20 protein-coding genes are annotated in these 20761 nt (G+C 67.5%); 8 read left to right on the top strand and 12 right to left on the bottom strand.

The window, feature by feature from the left end; translation table 11 throughout:
• The 4 genes from ACESK5_RS09140 to ACESK5_RS09155 all read right to left on the bottom strand — a co-directional run.
• On the bottom strand, positions 1-684 hold a 684-nt coding region (locus ACESK5_RS09140; RefSeq protein ID WP_372911252.1), incomplete at its 3' end, for a RimK family alpha-L-glutamate ligase.
• Complete coding sequence (gene lysW, locus ACESK5_RS09145; protein ID WP_372911253.1) at positions 684-848, bottom strand: lysine biosynthesis protein LysW; 165 nt, start codon at positions 846-848, stop codon at positions 684-686. The genes ACESK5_RS09140 and lysW, both read right to left, overlap by 1 nt.
• Before the next feature lie 146 nt (positions 849-994).
• A complete protein-coding gene (locus ACESK5_RS09150; RefSeq protein WP_372911254.1) occupies positions 995-2917 on the bottom strand; it encodes an ABC transporter ATP-binding protein in 1923 nt (640 codons plus the stop codon).
• Positions 2918-3037: 120 nt separating this feature from the next.
• On the bottom strand, positions 3038-3799 hold the full coding sequence (locus ACESK5_RS09155; RefSeq protein WP_372911255.1) for a proteasome assembly chaperone family protein: 762 nt from the start codon (positions 3797-3799) through the stop codon (positions 3038-3040).
• A gap of 94 nt (positions 3800-3893) precedes the next feature.
• Between ACESK5_RS09155 and ACESK5_RS09160 the strand changes: the two genes are divergently transcribed.
• The 7 genes from ACESK5_RS09160 (at position 3894) to ACESK5_RS09190 (ending at position 10307) form a co-directional block, all read left to right on the top strand.
• Positions 3894-4238: a hypothetical protein gene (locus ACESK5_RS09160; protein WP_372911256.1), complete on the top strand. Its 345-nt coding sequence runs from the start codon at positions 3894-3896 to the stop codon at positions 4236-4238.
• Positions 4239-4445: 207 nt separating this feature from the next.
• Entirely contained in the window at positions 4446-5588 is a 1143-nt protein-coding gene (locus ACESK5_RS09165; RefSeq protein ID WP_372911257.1) for an NAD(P) transhydrogenase subunit alpha, read from the top strand.
• 46 nt (positions 5589-5634) lie between these two features.
• On the top strand, positions 5635-5919 hold the full coding sequence (locus ACESK5_RS09170) for an NAD(P) transhydrogenase subunit alpha (RefSeq protein ID WP_372911258.1): 285 nt from the start codon (positions 5635-5637) through the stop codon (positions 5917-5919).
• A gap of 3 nt (positions 5920-5922) precedes the next feature.
• The gene (locus tag ACESK5_RS09175) at positions 5923-7377 is read left to right on the top strand and encodes an NAD(P)(+) transhydrogenase (Re/Si-specific) subunit beta (protein WP_372911259.1); all 1455 of its coding nucleotides are present in this window, start codon (positions 5923-5925) and stop codon (positions 7375-7377) included.
• A 1137-nt stretch (positions 7378-8514) separates the two neighbouring features.
• Positions 8515-9390 (top strand): ParA family protein, encoded by an 876-nt coding sequence (locus ACESK5_RS09180; RefSeq protein WP_372911260.1) that lies wholly within the window; start codon positions 8515-8517, stop codon positions 9388-9390.
• The gene (locus ACESK5_RS09185; RefSeq protein WP_372911261.1) at positions 9387-9806 is read left to right on the top strand and encodes a hypothetical protein; all 420 of its coding nucleotides are present in this window, start codon (positions 9387-9389) and stop codon (positions 9804-9806) included. The genes ACESK5_RS09180 and ACESK5_RS09185 overlap by 4 nt, the downstream gene beginning before the upstream one ends.
• A gap of 99 nt (positions 9807-9905) precedes the next feature.
• Positions 9906-10307, top strand: coding sequence for a RidA family protein (locus ACESK5_RS09190; RefSeq protein ID WP_372911262.1), 402 nt, complete (start codon positions 9906-9908; stop codon positions 10305-10307).
• A gap of 153 nt (positions 10308-10460) precedes the next feature.
• On the opposite strand, the gene ACESK5_RS09195 is transcribed toward ACESK5_RS09190, so the two are convergent.
• The 8 genes from ACESK5_RS09195 to ACESK5_RS09230 form a co-directional block, all read right to left on the bottom strand.
• On the bottom strand, positions 10461-11621 hold the full coding sequence (locus ACESK5_RS09195; protein WP_372911263.1) for a M20 family metallopeptidase: 1161 nt from the start codon (positions 11619-11621) through the stop codon (positions 10461-10463).
• A gap of 3 nt (positions 11622-11624) precedes the next feature.
• On the bottom strand, positions 11625-12341 hold the full coding sequence (locus ACESK5_RS09200; RefSeq protein ID WP_372911264.1) for an ABC transporter ATP-binding protein: 717 nt from the start codon (positions 12339-12341) through the stop codon (positions 11625-11627).
• Entirely contained in the window at positions 12338-13054 is a 717-nt protein-coding gene (locus ACESK5_RS09205; RefSeq protein WP_372911265.1) for an ABC transporter ATP-binding protein, read from the bottom strand. The genes ACESK5_RS09200 and ACESK5_RS09205 overlap by 4 nt, the downstream gene beginning before the upstream one ends.
• Positions 13051-14055, bottom strand: a complete 1005-nt coding sequence (locus ACESK5_RS09210; protein ID WP_372911266.1) for a branched-chain amino acid ABC transporter permease — start codon at positions 14053-14055, stop codon at positions 13051-13053. Before ACESK5_RS09210 ends, ACESK5_RS09205 begins: the two co-directional genes overlap by 4 nt.
• 4 nt (positions 14056-14059) lie before the next feature.
• Positions 14060-14935 carry a branched-chain amino acid ABC transporter permease gene (locus ACESK5_RS09215; protein ID WP_372911267.1) on the bottom strand — a complete coding sequence of 292 codons (876 nt, stop codon included), beginning with the start codon at positions 14933-14935 and terminating at the stop codon, positions 14060-14062.
• A gap of 63 nt (positions 14936-14998) precedes the next feature.
• Positions 14999-16342: an amino acid ABC transporter substrate-binding protein gene (locus tag ACESK5_RS09220; protein WP_372911268.1), complete on the bottom strand. Its 1344-nt coding sequence runs from the start codon at positions 16340-16342 to the stop codon at positions 14999-15001.
• Positions 16343-16615: 273 nt separating this feature from the next.
• Complete coding sequence (locus ACESK5_RS09225) at positions 16616-18040, bottom strand: amidase (RefSeq protein ID WP_372911269.1); 1425 nt, start codon at positions 18038-18040, stop codon at positions 16616-16618.
• Positions 18037-19287: a M20 family metallo-hydrolase gene (locus tag ACESK5_RS09230; RefSeq protein ID WP_372911270.1), complete on the bottom strand. Its 1251-nt coding sequence runs from the start codon at positions 19285-19287 to the stop codon at positions 18037-18039. The genes ACESK5_RS09225 and ACESK5_RS09230 overlap by 4 nt, the downstream gene beginning before the upstream one ends.
• A 93-nt stretch (positions 19288-19380) precedes the next feature.
• Here ACESK5_RS09230 and ACESK5_RS09235 point away from each other — a divergent pair, with 93 nt between their 5' ends.
• Complete coding sequence (locus tag ACESK5_RS09235) at positions 19381-20727, top strand: adenylosuccinate lyase family protein (protein ID WP_372911271.1); 1347 nt, start codon at positions 19381-19383, stop codon at positions 20725-20727.
• The last annotated feature ends 34 nt before the right edge of the window (positions 20728-20761 follow it).

Here is a 20761-nt window from a genome sequence, read left to right on the forward strand (position 1 = left end):
ATCCCCGGCCCGGCGCGCGACGTCCGCCGCCGCGTCGTCGAGTTCGAACTGCTCGGTGGTCGCGCCGCGCGCTGCGTTCGTCAGCCAGTGGTCCGAGGTGCGCGTCATCGCGGCCACCGGCTCGGCGTCGCAGGTCAGCACCCGGATGTCGCGGCCGGGTTTCTCGACGTACTCCTGGACGTAGAACACCTTGTGTTCGTAGCCGCCGAGGACGTCTTTGTGCTCGAGCACCGTCTCGGCAGCCGCGCGCGTGTCGATTCGAGAGATCAGTCGACCCCAGGAGCCGGTGACTGGCTTCAGGACACAGGGGTAGCCGAACTCCTCGATCGCGGCGAGCGCGGACTCGGGGGTGAACGCGACGGTCGTCCGTGGCGTCGGGACCCCGGCGGAGAGCAGGGCGACGCTCCCCCACACTTTGTCGGCACAGATTGCAGTCGTCAGCGGGTTGTTGACGACGTCGACCCCGTAGCGGTCGAGGAGTCGCGTGACGTATCGGCTCCGCGAGGACTCGAGACACCGGTTGACGGTGACGTCGACGTCGTCGAACACTGCGGGCGCGCCCTCGAGGTGGAAACACAGCTCTCGGACGTCGATTTTCGTCACGTCGTGTCCCGCCGCCCGCAACGCCTCAACGAGGAGTTTCTCGTCCTCTCGGATACGCGTGTAGAGTACACCGCAGTGCATCACTCTCCCCAGTCTTCCTCGAGGTCCGGTGCCGCGTCGAGCGTCACGGGGTCGTCGTCGACCACCTCCAGTTCGCTCCCACAGCTGTTACAGTCGACGATCTCCCCGACTTCGACCGTCTCGGGGAGGTCGACCCTGCCGCCGCACTCGGGACAGTCGGTCATCTCGTTCTCCGTCCGGTCGGCTGTTCGAGTCGTGGTACCATTGCACGTGTTTGTATCACCAGACGGTGTATAAACACGTCGACGGGCCTCGTCGGGGAGAGGGACGGGTAGCCCGGACGACCCGGCGGGTTCGAGAGCCGGGTCACCTACTCCGGTGACCAGTCGAGTCCGTCCGCTCGCTCGGCGCTCCGCTGTACTGCCCGTTCGAGGAATTCCGGCGGGAGCGACTCGACGTCCCCGGCCTGGACGCGCCAGAAGTTGGCGTACAACCCGTCGCGTTCGAGCAGTTCCTCGTGGGTCCCGCGCTCCGTGATCCGGCCGTCGTCGACGACGACGATGCGGTCGGCGGTCCGGACGGTGGAGAGACGGTGGGCGATGACGAACGTCGTCCGGTCGCGCGCGAACTCGGCGATGCTCCGCTGGATGAGCGCCTCCGTCTCGGTGTCCACGCTCGACGTCGCCTCGTCCAGCACGAGAATCGCGGGGTTTTTGAGGATCGTTCGGGCGAGCGCGATTCGCTGCCGCTGGCCGCCCGAGAGCTTCACCCCGCGCTCGCCGACCAGCGTGTCGTAGCCGTCGGGGAGGTTCAGGACGAACTCGTGCGCCTGCGCCCGTCTGGCGGCCGCTTCGACGTCCTGGTCGGTCGCGTTGAACGTCCCGTACCGGATGTTCTCGCGGACCGTCCCGAAGAAGAGGAACGGGTCCTGGCTGACGTAGCCGACTGCGCGCCGGAGACTCGCGAGGCGCACGTCCCGGACGTCCTGGCCGTCGACCCGGACCGCACCGTCGTCGACGTCGTACAGCCGTGGGAGTAGTTTGAGCAGCGTCGACTTCCCGGCACCCGTCGGGCCGACGACGCCAACGGTCTCGCCGCCGCCGACGTCGAGCGAGACGTCGGTGACGACCCGCTGTCTCCCCGCCGTGTCGTATCTGAACGAGACGTGGTCGAACGCCACGCGCCCCTCCCGGACCACGAGCGGCGGCGCGTCCGGGTCGTCCACGACGTCGCTCTCGCGCGTCATGACGCCCACCACGCGGACGGCCGCGGCCTTGGCTCGCTCGTAGTCGTCGACGACGCTCCCGAGGCGGATGACGGGCCAGACGAACTGCTGGGCGTAGATGACGAAGGTGACGAACTCGCCGGGGCTGAGCGACGCGGCCAACCCGAACGGTGCCCCCGTGAGCACCCAGAGGCCACCGATCAGGAAGGTGACGGCGAACCCGACCCCGGAGATGACCGTCAGTCCGGGGTAGTAGGTGATCTGTGTCCTGATGGCGGTGAGGTTCGCACGCAGGTAGGCCGCCGACGCCGACGCGACCCTGTCGCGCTCGTACGCCTCCGCCCCCTCCGTCTTGATGACCTCGATGCCGCTGACGTTGTTCTCCAGCCGGGAGTTCAGGTCGCCGATCTCGCCGCGGATGGCGAGGTACTTCGGCTCGATGACGCGCGTGAACACGAGGGTGAACACGACGAGCGCGGGAATCGGCAGGAGCGTCACGAGCGTCAGCGGGGCGTTGAGCGCCAGCAGGACGGCGCCGATGCCGATGACGGTCGCACCGATCCACAGCGTCGCACTCAGCCCGTCCTCGAGGAACGTCTCGAGCGCGTTCACGTCGTTGTTGAGCACGCTCATCAGGTCGCCCGTGCGACGACTCGTGAAGTACGCGAGTTCCAGCCGCTGGAGCCGGTCGTACGCGTCGACGCGGAGCGCGTGCTGGACCCGCTGAGCGAAGACGCTCCAGCTCCAGTCTTCGAGCCACGAGGCGACTGCGCCGACGACCGTCGCCGCGACCAGCACGCCGACCGAGACGGACAGTTGCGCCGTCGGAGTCGTCGGCAGCCACGCGTCGGGGACGAGCGGGAGGCCGAAGGGGCGTTCGCGCAGGAAGATGGCGTCGACGGTCAGGCCGATGACGAACGCGGGGACGAGTCCGAAGAGGCGTCCGAGCACCGTCGAGACGACGCCGAGGCCCGCGTAGGGCAGGTGTGACCGCCCGTAGACCGAGTACAACCGCCAGACCGGACTGTCCGTCCACGAACCGACGGCGCGGGTCTCGGTCTCGTCCATCACTCCGACAGGAGTCCCTCTACGGCTATGACGCTGTCTCTCGGCGGTGTGGCTCTCCGGTGTCCCGAGCCACGTCGTGCAGGCCGACCGGGAACCGGTTCGGGCATCGGGGCGGACGCCTCACATGTACATGCGGTCCTCGGGGTAGTCGTGACTCGACAGCGCCTCGCCCTGACCGAGACTCTCCATCCGTTCGGCGAGCCCCTGGTAGTACTTCCGCATCTCCTCGGCGCGGGCCCTGAGGTCGGTCTCGTCGACCGAGAGGTGATACAGCGTCTCGAGCGCCTCGAGGAACCGGAGCGCGCCGTCGAGGTCGGGTCCCGGCGGGTGTGTCGGCGTCACCAGCGCGCCCACCGGTGGGGCGTCGCCGTCGAGTGCGCGCGTCATCAGTTCGCCGGGGACGCCGTCGAAGAACCCTCCGGCGAGCGGGGCGAGTCCGCTGTCCCCGACGCGTCGCTCGCGGAACGCGGACGTTCCGACGTGGAAGACGACGTGTTCGTCCGGGCCGTGGGGGAACGGGACGCCGTGGACGAGACAGAGTTCTTCGATACCGACCGTCGCCGCCCACGCGACGACGGCGTCGGCGAACGCCTCGCTCGCCCACGTCGGCACGAACAGCTCGTTCATCAGCACGCAGATATCCGAGTCCGACGAGCTGAACAGTCGCATCGGGTACCGCGGTTCGCCCGCGGTGAACGGCGTGATGTCCGGGAGATTCCCCGTGCCGACGTGACCGATCTGTTCGGTGTGCGTGTGCGTTATGAGGTAGTCGATCGCTGTCAATCCAGCCAGCCCCGGGTTCGCGGTTCCGACGACGAGCACCGTCCCCGGTTCGGCCCCCTCTGCGGTCTGGATATCGAACGTGGGTCTCGAAGCAGTCATCGTGTGACGTGTCATTAGGCGACAACATAAGTGCCACCACCGCCGTCCGACTCTCTCGGGCCGTTCGAGTGGGGCGGCCCCGCCCGGGGACCTCGTGACGCGTGCTCGCCGGGATAGACTGGACGCCGCAGTACTGGAACCACTCGGTCGAGTCGGTCGCCCCGCCGACGTCCGCCTCCGCGACGAGGAGTCTGCGGCCGCCGACCTCTCGCTCCTCGGCCGGTGGGAAGACCCCCGAGAGGGAGCCTTCGGCGTCGATTCGGACGGGAGTCAGCTGCATGCTCCGGGGTGCGGGGCCGTCGGTCAGTTCGATGCCGAACTACTGGCGGACGCCACCGACGCGACCCGACGGGGCTGTCGAGAGTTGCACGACCGACGAACCGGCGGCGCCCGTCCCGGTGAGGACCGCCCCATCGACGGTGGCTACGTCGCGCAGTAGCCGTCCGACTGGGGTGGGGTGACGGCGGCCGACCCGGTCGGCTCCGACACGCGGCTTCCGACCGGACCGTCCACGTCGAACGACCGTCGGCTACGAACCTCTTTGACGACGGCACGCGAACGGAGTGGCGACGATGAGGACGACGAGCGCACCACTTCACGATTCGCTTCGAGCAGCCACGGACCGAACACGACCGACGGCCCGGCCATGAACGTCGGCGTCCCGACCGAACGGGCCGCGGGGGAAGCGCGAGTCGCGCTCACTCCTCCCGTCGCTGCGACGCTGGTGAAACGCGGCATCGCGGTCACCGTCGCTCCGGGCGCCGGCGCGGGGTCGGACTGGCCGGACACGGCCTATCGGGACGTGGGGTGTGACGTGGCCGAGAGCCGCGACGAGGTGTTCGAGCGCGCCGACGTCGTCGTTCACGTCCGAGCGCTCGGTGCCGTCTCCGACGCGACCGTCGACCCCTATCGAGACGGACAGGTCGTCGTCGGACTCCTCGGGCCCTACCGCCTCACGGCCGACGACGTCGAGACGCTCGTCGACCGCCGTCTCAGCGCGTTCGCGCTCGAACTCCTCCCGCGTCTCAGTCGCGCACAGAGCATGGACGCGCTCACCTCGATGGCGAGTCTGGGCGGGTACAAGGCGGCGGTGCTGGCTGCGAACGAACTCTCCGCGCTGTTCCCGATGCAGATGACCGCCGCCGGCACGGTCCACCCCGCGAAGGTGTTCGTGGTGGGCGCCGGCGTGGCCGGTCTCCAGGCCATCGCGACGGCCAGACGACTCGGGGCAAGGGTCCGGGCGTACGACATCCGGCCCGCCGTGAGAGAGGAGGTCGAGAGTCTCGGGGCGGAGTTCCTCGAACTCGACATCGAAACCGAAAAGCGTGCCACCGAGTCGGGGTACGCCACCGAACAGGACGAGGCGTTCTACCGCAGGCAGCGAGAACTGATGACAGAGGCAGTCGCCGACGCGGACGTCGTCATCACGTCCGCCGCCGTCCCCGGTCGACCGGCCCCGACCCTCGTGACCGCGGCGATGCTCGAGGGGATGGACCGTGGCTCCGTCGTAATCGACCTCGCAGCCGAGGGGGGAGGGAACTGCGAGCCGACCCGGGCGGACGAGACGGTCGAACACGCGGGCGTCAGGGTGTTCGGCCCGACCAACCTGCCGAGTACCGTCAGTCACACGGCGAGTCACCTCTTCGCGAACAACGTGACCAGTTTCCTCGCGGCCCTCGTCACGGACGGGGCCCTCGCCATCGACACCACCGACGAGGTGGTCGACGCGACCCTCCTCACGCACGACGGCGAGACGCGACCCCCGCTCGTGGAGGCGGGCGTCGTATGACGCTGAAGGCCCAGCGCTCGAGACAGCCACGCCGGGAGGGCCGCTGATGGCGTTCGTCGAGAACCTGACGCTGTTCGTGCTGGCCGCGTTCCTCGGTTACGAGGTCATCACCAAGATTCCCGCCAACCTGCACACGCCCCTCATCTCGGGCACCAACGCCATCTCCGGCGTCACGCTCATCGGCGCCGTCCTCGTGGCTGGTTCCGGGGCGTCGACGCTGGCGACCGTACTGGGCTTCGTGGCGGTGGTCATGGCGACGGTCAACGTCGTCGGTGGCTACCTGGTGAGCCACAAGATGCTCCGCAGCTTCGGCCGACGACGGAGGGACTGAGCCGTGTCCGCGCTCCTCGACGGGCTCCCGCCGTCGGTGCTGTCCCTGGCGTACCTCGTCTCGGCGACGCTCTTCATCACGGGGCTGCGCGAGATGTCTCATCCGCGGACGGCGGCTCGAGGGAATCTGGTCTCGTCCGTCGGGATGGTGCTCGCGGTGGGCATCACCGTCCTCTGGTTCGACATCCTCTCGCCGCTGGTCCTCCTGGTGGCACTGGTGGTCGGGACGGCAGTCGGCGTCTGGCTGGCGACCACCGTCGAGACGACGCAGATGCCGCAGCTCGTCGGGCTGTTCAACGGGCTGGGCGGTGGTGCCTCGGTCCTGGTGGCGGGTGCGGAACTCGTCGGCCGGGCCGGTTCGGCCGAGGCCGCCGCCCTCCAGTCGTCCGTCGTGACGGGCGCGGCAGCCACGACGGGACTCATCGGCGCCGTGACGTTCTGTGGCAGCCTCGTCGCCGCCGGGAAACTCCACGGACTCTCCGAGCACCCGGTTCACTACGCGGGCGAACGCGTCCTCAAACCGCTGGTCGCGCTCGTCGCCGTCGGCGCGGGCGTCGTCCTCGTCCTCCAGCCCGCCGCGTTCGGACCGGTCGTGCGGGCCGACTGGGTTCCGGCCTACTGGACACTCGTCCTCGCCGCGTCCCTGCTGGGCGTGTTACTGGTCGTGCCCATCGGTGGCGCCGACATGCCCGTCGTCATCGCACTGCTGAACGCCTGCTCGGGGCTGGCGGCCGCCACGACGGGGTTCGTGCTGGACAACAGCATCCTCGTCATCGCGGGGACGCTCGTCGGCGCCTCCGGGATGATCCTCACGCGAATCATGTGCCGGGCGATGAACCGGTCGCTCGGGAACGTCCTCTTCGGCGGGTACGCCGACGTCGCTCGGCGCAGCGACGACGCCGACGACCCCTACGAGGGACGGGTCATGTCCACCTCGCCCGAAGAGGTCGAGATGCTGCTCGACGCGGCCCGCCGGGTCGTCATCGTGCCGGGATACGGCATGGCAGTCGGGCAGGCCCAGCACGCCATCGCCGAACTGGCGCGTCTACTGGCGGCGAACGGCGTCGACGTGGCGTTCGGAATCCACCCGGTGGCCGGCCGGATGCCGGGACACATGAACGTCCTCCTCGCCGAGGCGAACGTGCCGTACGAGCGACTGCGCGAACTCGAAGCGGTCAACCCGACCTTCGCGGAGACCGACCTGGTGCTCGTCGTCGGCGCCAACGACGTGGTCAACCCCGCCGCGTTGACCGACGAGTCGAGTCCCATCGCCGGGATGCCGGTCCTCCACGTCTGGGAGGCGGAGACGGTGGTCGTCTCGAAGCGCAGTCTGAGCCCCGGCTACGCCGGCATCCCCAATCCCCTGTTCACCCGCGGCAACACGTACATGCTATTCGGCGACGCGAAAGAGACCATGCAGGCCCTCGTCACCGAGTACAAAGAGCGTCACTCCCCGTGACGGAAGGCGACGAAAGCGGTCGGCAGTCCCGTGGCGACCACCGGCCCGCTCCCGGAACCGGTCGTCGACGACCGGCCACAGCCTCTCCACAGTTTCGGAGTTTGGGGTGTGATGCGTGCCTTATTTTCACGCCGAATGAGACTGGGTAGGCTCCTGTCTGGTGATTCTCGGATTCACATCGGGTATGTACGTTAGAAAAGTTTTCTGAGTGAAAAGAAACTAAAATCGCATTACTGCTCCTATTTCACATCCACATACAGAGAACAAAAGGCACGCATCAAATCCATCCTCCGAGATTGTGCCTCTCTGACGCCCCCGAAGAAGATATAGCAGCATGGGGTGTATAGGAAGGCGTTTGCCCGCGAAATGCCGACGTCGTCGGCCCCGAACTCCTCAGAGACTCCGACCGAAACGGTCACTCGCGTACGCCCGCGGCGACTGCGGTACCTCGGTGAGTCGGTCCGGTGACCCGGCGGCGACCTGCCAACTCGATTCGGGGGACCCGCCCGCCACCCGGTCGTCTCGGTCCTCGACCTCTCTCGTTCGCCGTGTCGTCGCCTCGATCCTTCCCTCGGGCCGCCTATCGCCGTGGCCCGCTCCGCTCTCGACGGCCGACGGATACTGTCTCCGGTATCGGTCATCACGCGCTACCGACTCCCCCGCACGGCGTCCACGTCGCGCACTCCACCACTACACCGACTGGGGACTGTGTGCGATTCCATTCGACACCGGCGTCGTGTACCTGTGTTTTTGAACTGTGCTTTGAGAAGACATGCATCGAATGTCTTCTCCGTAATGTTTCATTGTATAAATTCATTCACGGTATCCAGTCATTGTATTCCACAAATGCACCCAACAAGTGTACCCGTGAACTGTATTAATGAATTGCATCCGTGAATTGTGTTCAGTAGTTGTGTTCAGTGATTGTGTTCACTAGATGTGTTCAGTACATGCATCCATTGTTTGAGTTCAGTATGATTGTTTACTGTTTGTATTCATCTACTCTGTGGAGTGTGTGACGTGGCTACTTGGAACCAGTGAACTAGTTCAGGAACTCGACTCGGTGTTGTAGACACCGGTCCAGATTCATGAATTGTCTGACGAAGATTCATTACCCTTCTCGTGGATGGAGCACACATGCTCGCGTACTCGACGTACAGTGAGGCGGGGGGCGTGGGGAAGACCACGACCGCAGCGAACCTGGCGGTCGCGCACGCGCGTGCGGGACTGAAACCACTGGTAGTCCCGCTCGACCCACAGGACGGCGACCTCTCGCGGTTGTTCGGCGTCGACGACCAGCGCACCGACCCCGTCGACAACCTCGTTCGCCACCTCATCCGACGGCCGAAGGGCGACTTCGACGACCTGGTTCGAACGGTGGAGGGTGTCGACATCGTTCCGGAGCACAACATGCTCTCGGACCTCGCGGAGTACCTCCAGCGCGAGAAGGACCAGGCCGAGGCGATGGGCGAGGCGTTCGGGATGCACGCTCAGCTCCTCCGCGTCCTCCGGGAGGCGGACGTGCCCGACCGATACGACGTCCTCATCTGCGACCCGCCCGCGACCGAAGGCCCACACCTCTACAACGCGATTCACGCGACCCGCTCGCTCGTCATCCCGCTGGAGCCGAGCGCGAAAGGACGTGCGGCCGTCGAAGGGCTGGAGTCGCTCGTCGCCGGCCTCCAGGAACAGCTAGACGTCGACGTCGGCGTCCTGGCTGCCGTCCCCGTCGGGTTCAAAGACACCCGGGACCAGCGCGCCATCGTCGACGAGATACAGTACTCGATCCCGGAGATCATCGGCGAGCGTGCGTCGCTCATGGAAGGGTGCTGGATGCAGCAGTGCTCGGCGTTCGCGTACGTCCGCGACCACCGGAGTCGCCGCCGCGACTACGAACTCGAGACGCTCGCGCAGTTCGACCGCGTCGCGCGACACCTCGAGGCGGCCGTGGGTCTCGAGGCGCCGAACCCACCGGAACCCGGTGACGTCGAACACGAGGTGGTCTCCGCATGACGGGGATGAAGGAGGGTGCCGGCGAGGACCCCTTCGCAGAGGACGACACCCCGGAGGTGACTGGCGGGTCGACGGAGACCGACTCGTCAGACGTGACCGACACGCAAGAGACGGCCGAGTCGGGAGGAGGCGGCGAGACGGACCAGTCCGCGCAGTCGGCGAACGTGCAGTTCCGCATCCCGTACAAGTTCCGGCGAGACGGGGTTCAGGACGGCCGCGACCGGGTGCCGCTGTTCATCCACGAGGAGACCAAACGCGCCGAGCGGGACGCGCTCCACGCGCTCGAGGACCACTTCGACGACGACGTCTCTCTCACCGACCTTCGCGAGGCGCTGGTGATGGTCGGCCTCGACCACCTCGACGAGGTCGAAGGCCAACTGGAGGAGTGGGGCTACGGGATGACGTTCGAGGAGTGAGGCGCGTCGCGGTCTGTAATCGTGCGCCACCTGGCCGACGTCCCCGGACTTCGACACACCGGCCGAACCGTTATTGACCACCCTGACGACGACTCGAGCATGACACGGAGAGTCGTCGAACCGGACGGCCTGGCCGACACGACGCCGCACCACTTCAGCCCAGCAATCGTCGCCGACGGGACGCTCCACGTCTCCGGACAGGTCGGGACCGACGAGCAGGGCACCTACGTCGGGAGAGACGTCGAATCACAGACGCGACAGGCGTTCGAGAACGTCGAGAAGATTCTCCACGACGTCGACAGAGACCTCGACGACGTCGTGAAGGTCACGAGCTACGTCGTCGACATCAAAGACAACTACGAGGCGTTCCACGCGGTCTACCGGGAGGTGTTCCCGACCGAGCCGTTCCCCTGCCACACCGCCATCGGCGTCGAGAGCCTCGCGAGCGAGACCCCGCTCGTCGAACTGGAGGTGGACGTTCCCGTCGACGATGGGCCGTGACGCCTGTCCGGAACGCTGGCGGTAGTAGTCGGGTCTGCCGTCTCGATGCACACGGCTATCCGGCGCAGTTCGTGGTACGCCCCGAGAGAGGGGATCGCGGGAGGCGAAGACGAGCAGTGCGAACAGCACGGTCCCGCGACCTCGACGACCTCGTTACTCTCTCCCGAAGAGGTCGGTGAGCGACGCTTCGAGCACCTCGAGCGCAGTCGTCGCCTCGCCGAGGTCGATACACTCGTCGACGGTGTGTGCCTGGTCGAGGTCGCCGGGTCCCCACGTGATTGCGGGGATCCCAGCGTCGTTGACGAAGTTGCGGACGTCCGTCGACGCCTCGATCCCCCAGGGACTGGTGGAGACGCCGGCGGTCGCGGCGGAGCGCTCGCGGAAGACTTCCGCGATCGGGCTGTCGACCGGAATCTCGGCCGACGCGTAGGTCCGGGTCCGCTCCCACTCCGTGCGGATCCCGTGGTCAGCCTCCACGTCCGCCAGGAGCGAATCGATCTCCGCGTCGACGTCGGTCACGTCCTCGGACGGAAGCATCCGCCGGTCTACCGTGATTGTCGCACTCTCCGGGATGACGTTCTCCTTCACGCCGGCGTCCATTCGGGTCGTCGTCGCGAACGCCCGCCCGAGCAGGTCGTGCTCGCGCTCGCGGACCCGCTCGTCGTACCGTTCGAGCGTGTCCAACACCAGTCGTGCGTTCGCGATCGCGTTGTCACCCTGGTCGGGATGGCTCGCGTGGGACGGAGACCCCGCGACGGTGATTTCGTACCACGCCAGGCCCTTCTCGCTGGTCGCCGTACGCATCCCGGTTGGTTCGAGGACGACGCCGTAGTCGCCGTCGTACCCGGATTCGAGCAGCGCCTTCGTGCCGGGCTCGGCGGTCTCCTCGCCTATCGCGGCGTGGAAGACGACGCTCCCGTCGAGGTCGCCCTCCTCGAATTTCGACGCGAAGTCGGCCGTCGCCAGCATCCCCACGGCAACGCCCGTCTTCATGTCCGCGCTCCCGCGCCCGTAGAGGGTGCCGTCGACCACCTCGGCCCCGTAGGGGTCGTGCGTCCAGGCCGACCGGTCGCCCGCGGAGACGACGTCGATGTGGCCGTTGAGGACGACCGTCGGGTCCCCGCCGCCGACCCGGACCGCGACCTGCGGGCGGTCGGGGTACGGCTCCTCGACGAGGTCGGCGTCGATGCCCCGTTCGGCGAACCACTCGGCGATGTACTCCGCGGCGGCCGCCTCGTTCCCCGGCGGGTTCTCCGTCTCGCGGGAGACGAGTGCCGAAACGACTCGTTCCAGTCGCTCGCTGTGAGTGCTCATGCGTTAGCCTCCGAGGTACAGCTGTTTGACCTCCGGGTCGTCGGCGAGCTGTTCACTCTCGTCCACGTACTCGACGTTCCCCATCTCGATGACGTATCCGCGGTCCGTGTTGTCGAGCGCCTTCGCGGCGTTCTGTTCGACCATCAGGATACTCACGTCCGCCTCTTGGACCCTGTTGATGAGGTCGAACACCTCGTCGACGAGGTTCGGCGCCAGCCCCAGTGACGGTTCGTCGAGGACCAGCAGGTCCGGGTCGATCATCAGCGCTCTGGCGATCGAGACCATCTGCTGTTCGCCGCCGCTCATGGTCTTGATCTTCTGTTGCAGGCGCTCTTCGATCCGCGGGAACAGGTCGTAGACGAACTCGAGGCTCTCCTGTTTCTCGTCGTCGTCGAGCAGCCACGCGCCCATGTCGAGGTGTTCTTTGACGGTCATGTCCGGGAACGTCGACGCGCCCTGCGGAACGATACTGACGCCCCGTTCGATGAGGTCTTCAGTCTCGGCGTCGGTGACGTCCTCGCCGTTGAAATGTATCGTCCCCGACCAGCAGGGCAGGTAACCGGTCAGCGTCTTCAGGACGGTCGACTTCCCGGCGCCGTTCGGCCCGATGATACAGACCGACTCGCCGTCCCTGACGAACAGGTCGACCCCGTGGACGACTTCGTTGTTGCCGTACCCGCTGGTTACGTCTTCGGCATCGAGGATCTTGTCACCCTTCACACTGCCTCACCCCCGAAGTACGCCTCGATGACGCGCTCGTCGCTCTGAATCTGTGCCGGCGGCCCACGCGTGAGCAACTCACCGGAGTTCATCACGACGATGTCCTCGCACTCGGACATGATGACGTCCATGTCGTGCTCGACGAACACGAACGTCGTGCCCTCGTCGTGCATCTCGTGGATCAGGTCGAGGATCTTGTTCTCCATGGTCGGGTTGACGCCGGCCAGCGGCTCGTCAAGGAGGATGATCTCCGGGTCGAGCATCAACGCCTGCGAGATGCTGATGAGCTTCTGCTGCCCGAACGACAGCCCCTCGGCGAGGATGTCGCGCTTCTCCGTCAGCTCGATCACTTCGAGGAGTTCGTCCGCGCGCTCTCGCGGCTGGTCGGCCACCTGACTCGCCACCAGCAGGTTCTCCCGAACCGTCATCTGCCCGAGGACGCGGGTCTGCTGGAACGTCCGGACGAGCCCGAGTCGGACGTTGCGTTCGAGGGAGTTGTCGGTGATATCCTGCCCGTTGTAGCGGACGGTTCCGCCGTCGGGGCTCTGGACGCCCGTCACGAGGTCGAACAGCGTCGACTTCCCGGCGCCGTTCGGCCCGATCAGCCCGAGGATCTGGCCCCGCTCGACGTCGAACGAGACGTCGTCGACGGCGACCAGCTCCCCGAACTCCTTGCGGACCGACTCGATCTCGAGGATCGGATCGCCGCTCATAGTGACCTCCGTCGGGGGAGCAGGCCCTTCTCTTTGAGCCGCTCGGTCACGCCGCGCGGCAGGAAGATCACCACCAGCATGATGGCGATTCCGAAGAAGAACTGGTGGAGCGTCGGGAACGACGACCACAGCAGCTCCGAGACGACGATGAAGGCGACTCCACCGATGATCGGGCCGATGACCGTCCCCGGAGACCCGAAGAGGACCATCACGATCGGCAACTCGGTGTACCGGATGTCGAACACGGTCTTCGGGTCGATGTACGAGAGGTTGAACGCGAGCACGCCACCGACGACCCCGGCGATCAGTGCGTGGGCGAACATCGCGAGCAGTTTCTCCCTCGTCGTCTTGACCCCGAGCGCCGAGGCGAGGAGTTCGTCCTCTCGGATGGCCAGTAGCCGCAGTCCGAACGGCGAGTTGGCCAGCCGGTAGGTGAAGTAGCCCGCCGCGATGGCCAGGACGACGGCCAGGTAGTACTGGTCGACGTAGGACAGTTCCGGGAAGAAGGAGATCCCGGTCCCGCCGCGGGTGATTGGCGAGAGGTACTCGGTCGTCGTCGCCAGCCGACCGGCAGTCGCCAGCGACAGCATCGCGATAGCGAAGTACGCGCCGTTGAGCCGGAGGATGGGGGCGCTGATGAGCGTGCCGAAGACGGCGGTCACGAGCCCCGCGACCAGCAGCGCCGCGAACCACGGGAGCCCGAAGTCGACGATCGTGATGACCGTCACGTACGCGCCGAGGCCGACGAACCCCGCGTATCCGAAGTTGATGTACCCGGTGAACCCCGAGAGGGTGTTCCAGCCGAACCCGAGCGTGATGAACAGGAAGATGATGAAAAGCACCTGCACGAAGTAGGCGTTGAGCAGCTGCGGCAACGCCATCAGGAGGCCGGTCACAGCCACGAGGGCGACCGCCCGGTGGACAGCCGACAGCGAGTCGAGGGTGCTCTCGATCCGGTCGCCGAGTCCCGCGGACTCGCCGGGTAGTCCGATAGTTCCCATACTATCAGTCCCCCGTGTCCGTGCGGCCGAACAGTCCCTGTGGACGGACGAGCAGCGTCAAAATCAGGACGATGAACGCCAGCAGCGACGCGACCGTCGACGACTGGAAGAACGTCCCGAACGACTCGACGATCCCGAACCCGATCCCGGCGACGATGGCGCCGACCAGGCTCCCGAGGCCGCCCAGAACGACGACGACGAACGCCCGCAGCAGGTACTCCAGTCCCATGGCGGGGAAGATGGTGTAGAGGATTCCGGCGATTCCGCCCGCGACGCCCGCGAGCGACGCACCCAGTCCGAACGTCACCATCCTGACTCGCTTTGTCCGGATCCCACAGGCCCGCGCGATGTCCGCGTTCTGTGACGTCGCGCGGATCGCTTTCCCCCAGTCGGTGTACTTGAGGAACGCGAAGAAGAGTCCCGCCGAGACGACCGCCAGCACGAACGCGAACGGGCGGTTCAGCGAGAACGACACCGGGCCGAACGTCACCGACTCGGACAGGAACGACACCGACTGGTACGACGTGTTGATCGAGTACGTCGCCAGACCCCTGATCGCCAGCGCGAGGCCGAACGTGAATATCAGCGTCGTCAGTTCGTTGTCCAGGTCGATACGCTCCAGTAACCCCCACTGGATGGCCACGCCGACGGCGAACGTGACCGGAACGACCAGGATGATACTTATCAGCGGGTGCAGGTTGAACAGCGACCACCCGAAGAACGTGACGTACGCGCCTATCATCAGGAACTCGCCGTGTGCGAGGTTGATGACGTTCTGGACGCCGAACACGAGGCTCAGCCCCAGCGCTGCCAACCCGTAGAACGCCCCGAGAAAGATTCCCAGGACGACCAACTCGACTATCAATGCGTGGAAGGTCATGAACGTTGATGCTGTATCCGTGGTAATGAATGTACTGGACCCAAAGCGGTGGCCGGCGGTCGGTTACCAGCCGGGGTGCGGGTAGACCGGATCCGCCGTCGCGTACTGGTCCGGCCACACTGCTTCGCGCGTCAGTTCGTCGCCCCCGTCGGCCTCCTGCCACTGCCCGAGGCTCGGAGCCTGGCCGGTCTGAATTCCCTGGTCGTTGACCTTGTAGACCCCGTTCGCGAACGGAATCCCGGGCTCGGACTGGTGGAGCTGCTCGGCGATTGCGTCCTGGTCGAGTTCGCCGACCTGCCGGATGGCCTCGCCCATGACCATCATGCCGGCGTACCCGCCGGGCGAGTGGTAGTCGATGTCGTCTTCGGAGTCGTACTTGTCCCCGTGGGCGTTCATGAAGCCCTCGACGAACGCGTCGTTGTGCGGCACCTCGAACCAGGGTGCCCAGAAGAGGTCGCCCGTCACTCCGTGGCCGGCCGAGCCGACGGACTCGTAGTAGCCGGGAACCTGCGCTCCGACGAGGAACCCGAAGATTCCGGGGCTGTACCCGAGCGACTGCGCGGCCTTCGTCAGCCCGACCGCGTCCGGGGTGTACCCGCCACCGATGACGACGTCGGCCCCCGCCGACTGAACCTTGTTCATGATCGGGGTGTAGTCGTTGATGTCCTTCGGGTAGGCCTCCTGGTGGACGACCTCCAGCCCCTGCTCCTCGGCGTACGGGATGTGGCCCTCCGCGGCGCTCGTCGGGAACGCCGAGTCCTCGTAGACGACGGCGATGCTCTCGGCGTCGTTCGCGGCGCCGATCTCGATGGCGCCCTTCACGTAGGTGCTCGCCGGGGCGATCGACTGCGTGACGTAGCTGACGTCGCGCTCTGCGAGCACGCTGGTGTCGGACATCATCGGCATCACGCAGGCCTTCTGGTTCTGCTCGATGATCGGAATGACCGAGGTCGACACCGCGCTGGAGTACGGACCCATCACCACGTCCACGTTGTCCTGGTTGATCAGGCGCTTGTAGAGGTTGACCGCTCGCGAGGGGTCGGACTGGTCGTCGTAGAGCTTGAGTTCGACCTCACGACCGATGAGGCCCGCGCTGTCGCCGAGCGGACCGCCGTTCTCGTTCACCTGCTGGATCCACGCCTCGTACCCCTCCTTCATCGTGGTGCCTTCGAGCGAGTACTTGCCGGTCAGCGCTGCGCTGGCACCGATGGTGATCGGATCAGTGTTCGACGCGGACGTCGAAGTCGTCGTGGACTCGGTCCCACCGCCGCCACCGCCGTCATCGCCACCGCCATCACCGCCGCCGCCGCCATCACCGCCGCCGCCACCGCCACCGCTCCCGCTACACCCGGCAGCCAGTCCGACGCTGGCGATCCCGACTGTTCCCAGGAACTGGCGGCGGCGCACTTTTGTGGACCTGTCTCCTCCGTCACTGCGATGGCTGTCACCATCTGGCATAGTAGGCGATGTTATTTTTCTCGCATATATAATTAACGCCGTTATACAATGTATAGCTATATATGAGTGATATTGTCTTAGGTTGTCGTGGCGGAACCCCTCCGGCGTCCGCTCCGGGTCTACTCTCGCCCTCGTGCGGGGGTTCGGACTCGAAACCCGACAGCGAGCCGCACCCTCGAGGGGTCGTTCTCCTCGTGGCTGACTCCGAGGCGTCCCTCGGTCCTACGTGTCTGTGAGTCGCGCGGCTATCGAGAGCGTGTCGAAGTCCCCGAACCGCGGTCCGACGACCTGGGCGCTGACGGGGAGTCCGTCGACGCGCTCGACCGGGACCGAGGTGGCGGGGTGTCCCGAGAGGTTGAACGGCGCAGTGTTGCCGAGCATCGTCAGCATGTCCTCGACGCTCTCCATCTGCCCGTACTCGGGCGGGAGCGTCCGGATGGTCGGGAGGACCAGCGCGTCCACCTCGGACAGGGCCGCGTCGGCGCGCCGGCGGAAGGCGATCGCCTCGCGACGCGCCCGCCAGTACGCGTCCCCGTCCGTCTCGGCGTCGAGGTACGCCGAGGGGAGCACCCGTTTCGTGATGTGGTCGCCGAGGTCGGTCTCCTTGCTCGCGGCGACGAACGCGCGGACCGCCGCCGAGTAGTCCGGCCCCTGGCCGCGGACGGTCCCGCCCTGGTCGACGTACCAGACGAACTCCGTCGCACCTATCAGAAAGTACGCGGCCTCGACCGCTCCGAGCGGGAGCGAGACCGGCGTCGCGTCGAGCGGGGCGTCGTCGACGGCCGACCGGACTGCCTCGGCCACCCCGTCGTCGCTGGCCCCGAACAACGACCCCGGAAGGCCCACGGTCACCTCCCCGCCCCGGTCGAGCGGGTCGGCAGTGTCCGAGGGGGGTTTGCCGGCCGAGGTCGGGTCGCGGGGGTCGGCCCCGCCGATAATAGCCAGTGCGCGGGCCGCAGTGTCGACGTCGCGCGCCAGTGGTCCGATCGTGTCCAGCGACGGGCCGAACGAGACGAAGCCGTGGCGGGGTACGTACCCGTGCGTGGGCTTGACGCCGATCACCTCGCAACACGCCGCCGGGATCCGGATGGAGCCGCCGGTGTCAGTCCCGAGGGCGGCGTCGACCCGTCCCGCCGCCACGGCGACGCCGCTCCCGGAAGAGGTGCCGCCCGGGACGCGGTCGGGCGCGACGGGATTCTCGACGCGTGCGTAGTCGCTGAACTCGCCGCTGGGCCCCAGGGCGAACGCGTCCATGTTCGTCTTCCCGACCAGCGTCCCGCCGGCCGCCAGGAGGCGCTCGACGACTGCAGCGTCCCCCGCCGGGGTAGTCGCGACCCGCTCCGACCCGCAGGTCATCGGGAGGCCCGCGGCCGCGATGTTGTCCTTCACCGCGACCGTCTCGCCGGCCAGCGGCCCCGTTTCCGCCTCCCGTCGGGGATCATCGTACGTCGCGAGGAGGGCGCCGCGGTCGTCGCTGGGTTCGACCTCGGGTTCGGTCGTCACGGATACGTCGTCCGGTGCGTCGAGTTCCGCGGCCGTCTCCCGGAGCGACCGGGCCGTCTCGAGGGACTGTTCGAGCAACTCCGCCGGGGGTTCGAAGCCGAGTCGGTCTGCGACGGCGCGGATCCGGTCGCGGTCGTCGCTCACACCGGGTCACCTCCGTCGGCGACGCCCGCCAGCCGCAGTGCCGCGTTCGCGTAGGTCTCCGCGGCCGCGTGGCAGTCGTCCCAGCTGGTGTACTCCTCGGGCGTGTGACTCTTGCCCCCCTCGCTGACCGCGAACACCATCGCGGTGTCACAGACGCTGGCGGCGTGGGTGGCGTCGTGCCCCGCGCCGCTTACCATCTCCCGCGCGTCGTGGCCCAGGTCGGCCGCCGCCTCACGGACGGCCGACACGCACCGGTCGACGAAGTCGACGCTCCCGGCGGACATCCGCTCCTCGTACTCCCACTCGACGCCCTCACGCTCGGCGGCCGCCTCCATCTCGGCCCGGACCCGCTCCAGTCCCTCGGCGATCACGTCGTCGTCGGGGTCCCGCAGGTCGAACGTGAACCGGACCGTCTCGGGGATGATGTTGATCGACCCGGGCTCGACGCTGATGTCGCCCGTCGTCGCGACGGTCCGCTCGCCGAGCGTCCCCGGCAGCCGCCGAATCTGGGTGACGACGTCGCTGGCGGCGACCAGCGCGTCGCTGCGGTACTGCATCGGGGTCGTTCCCGTGTGGTTGGCCTCGCCGTGGAAGGTGATCTCCCCCCACTGGAGCCCGACGATGCCGGTGACGACGCCCACGTCGTGACCGCCGCGGTCGAGAAACGGTCCCTGTTCGACGTGGAGTTCGAGGTACGAGTCGTACTCGTCGTGCGGTTCGGCGGGCGCGTCCCCCCGGTAGCCGATGCGCTCGAGCGCGTCGTCGAAGCGGACGCCCTCGTCGTCAGTCGTCTCGTCGGCCGCTTCGACCGATGTCTTGCCAGCCCAGACCTCGCTCGCCATCATGGCCGGCTGGAACCGCGACCCCTCCTCGTTCGTCCAGTTGACGACCTCGACGGGCCGCTCGGTCTCGATCCCCTCGTCCTCGAGCGTCCGGACGAACTCCAGCGCGGCGACAATCCCCAGCGGGCCGTCGTAGATGCCGCCGTTGGGCTGGGAGTCGAGGTGCGAGCCCAGCAGGACCGCCCCCTCGTCGGTCGCGCCTTGCCGACGACCGAACATGTTTCCCATCTCGTCGACCCTGGTGTCCAGGTCGAGCGCCTCGAGCTGGTCCTCGAACCAGTCGCGGACCGCGCGGTCTGCGTCGGTCAGCGCCAGTCGGTCCAGCCCACCGTCCTCGTTCGCGCCGATCTCCGCCTGGTGCTCCATCGTCTCCACGAACCGCTCACGGTCGATATCGAGTACCATGCCCCCGACTGTCGTGCTGCCGGTACAAAGTACTGACCCGCGTTCGGGACCGCCGGCCACGGGTTTTACCCCCGGGGCGTCGTACCGAGGGGCATGCCAACTCACCTCGACGGGTCACTGTTCGCAGACGTGTACGGGACGCCGGAGGCTCGCGCGGTGTTCTCACAGGAGGGATTCGTCGCGTCGTTCCTCCGGGTCGAGGCGGCACTCGCCCGCGCGCAGGCCGAGGTCGGACTGGTCCCGAGCCACGCGGCCGAAACCATCGTCGACGGGGCCGCCCGCGACGCCGTGGGCGCATCCGACATCGAGCGGCACACGGCGCCCGGGAAGATATTCAGCGTCGCGGTGCTCGAAGCCTGGCTCGAGACGCTCCCCGAATCGGCGGCACGGTACGTCCACTGGGGGGTGACGACTCAGGACGTCTCCGACACCGCGGTCGTCCTCCAGCTGCGGGAGTGGCTGGACGCCGTCCTCTCGGACCTCGACGCGCTCGGGGACCGCCTCGTGGAGCTCGCCGAGCGCCACCGCGACACCGCCGCGGTCGGGCGGACAAACCACGTGCACGCGACGCCGACGACGTGGGGGCTGCGGTTCGCTTCCTGGCTGGACGAACTCTCCCGCCGGGTGACGCGGTTGCGCGCGGTCCGCGAGGAGGTCACCGTCGTCCAGTGTTTCGGCGCGACGGGGACGCTCGCCTCGCTCGGTGAGGACGGACTGGCGGTCCAGGAGGCGCTGGCCGACCGGCTCGGGCTTGCCGTCCCGGCCGTCGCGTGGTTCGCCGCGCGCGACCGCTTCGCTGCGCTGACGAGCGCCGTCGCGACGGCCGCGGGGACACTCGCGCGGGTCGCCAAGCAGGTCCTGCTCTGTAACCGACCCGAGGTCGGCGAGGTGACCGAACCGGTCCCGGCCGACGCTGTGGGCAGTTCGACGATGCCACACAAGCGCAACCCGTTGCGCTCGCAGGTCGCGGTGGCCATGGCACATCGGATACGCGCTCGCGCCGCCGAGATGCACGCCCGCCAGAGCGGCTACGACGAGCGCGACTACGCGACCTGGGTCGGGGAGTTCGGCCTCCTCCCGGAGGTCTGTCTCGCGTTCGGGCGTCAGGCGCGCGCGGTCCGGGAGGTGCTCGACGGCCTGACGGTCGACGAGAGTGTGGCGGAGCGAAACCTCGAACACCACGGCGGGCTCGTGGCTTCCGAGCGGGTGATGATGGCGCTGGCCGACCGCGTCGGCAAGGAGGCGGCCCACCGAGTCGTCCACGAGGCCGCGACCGAGGCCGTGGAGGGGAACGACGACTTCGTCTCGGTCCTGTCTGCCGACGACCGGGTGACCGACCACCTGTCCGACGAAGAGATCCGTGCGCTGACCGACCCGACCGCGTACACCGGCCTCGCGGGCCGCCTCGTCGACCGGGCCGTCGCGTCCGTGGACCGGTGACCGGACGGTCCGTTCGGCCGCGAGCCGAGCGGTC

This window comes from Salinigranum sp. (genome assembly GCF_041641895.1).
Classification (GTDB): Archaea; Halobacteriota; Halobacteria; order Halobacteriales; family Haloferacaceae; genus Salinigranum.

Bases quoted from the DNA above. Each gene is read 5' to 3' on its own strand.
- lysW (WP_372911253.1), bottom strand. From the start codon at position 848: ATGACCGACTGTCCCGAGTGCGGCGGCAGGGTCGACCTCCCCGAGACG.
- ACESK5_RS09150 (WP_372911254.1), bottom strand. From the start codon at position 2,917: ATGGACGAGACCGAGACCCGCGCCGTCGGTTCGTGGACGGACAGTCCG.
- ACESK5_RS09155 (WP_372911255.1), bottom strand. From the start codon at position 3,799: ATGACTGCTTCGAGACCCACGTTCGATATCCAGACCGCAGAGGGGGCC.
- ACESK5_RS09165 (WP_372911257.1), top strand. From the start codon at position 4,446: ATGAACGTCGGCGTCCCGACCGAACGGGCCGCGGGGGAAGCGCGAGTC.
- ACESK5_RS09170 (WP_372911258.1), top strand. From the start codon at position 5,635: ATGGCGTTCGTCGAGAACCTGACGCTGTTCGTGCTGGCCGCGTTCCTC.
- ACESK5_RS09180 (WP_372911260.1), top strand. From the start codon at position 8,515: ATGCTCGCGTACTCGACGTACAGTGAGGCGGGGGGCGTGGGGAAGACC.
- ACESK5_RS09185 (WP_372911261.1), top strand. From the start codon at position 9,387: ATGACGGGGATGAAGGAGGGTGCCGGCGAGGACCCCTTCGCAGAGGAC.
- ACESK5_RS09190 (WP_372911262.1), top strand. From the start codon at position 9,906: ATGACACGGAGAGTCGTCGAACCGGACGGCCTGGCCGACACGACGCCG.
- ACESK5_RS09195 (WP_372911263.1), bottom strand. From the start codon at position 11,621: ATGAGCACTCACAGCGAGCGACTGGAACGAGTCGTTTCGGCACTCGTC.
- ACESK5_RS09205 (WP_372911265.1), bottom strand. From the start codon at position 13,054: ATGAGCGGCGATCCGATCCTCGAGATCGAGTCGGTCCGCAAGGAGTTC.
- ACESK5_RS09210 (WP_372911266.1), bottom strand. From the start codon at position 14,055: ATGGGAACTATCGGACTACCCGGCGAGTCCGCGGGACTCGGCGACCGG.
- ACESK5_RS09215 (WP_372911267.1), bottom strand. From the start codon at position 14,935: ATGACCTTCCACGCATTGATAGTCGAGTTGGTCGTCCTGGGAATCTTT.
- ACESK5_RS09230 (WP_372911270.1), bottom strand. From the start codon at position 19,287: ATGGTACTCGATATCGACCGTGAGCGGTTCGTGGAGACGATGGAGCAC.
- ACESK5_RS09235 (WP_372911271.1), top strand. From the start codon at position 19,381: ATGCCAACTCACCTCGACGGGTCACTGTTCGCAGACGTGTACGGGACG.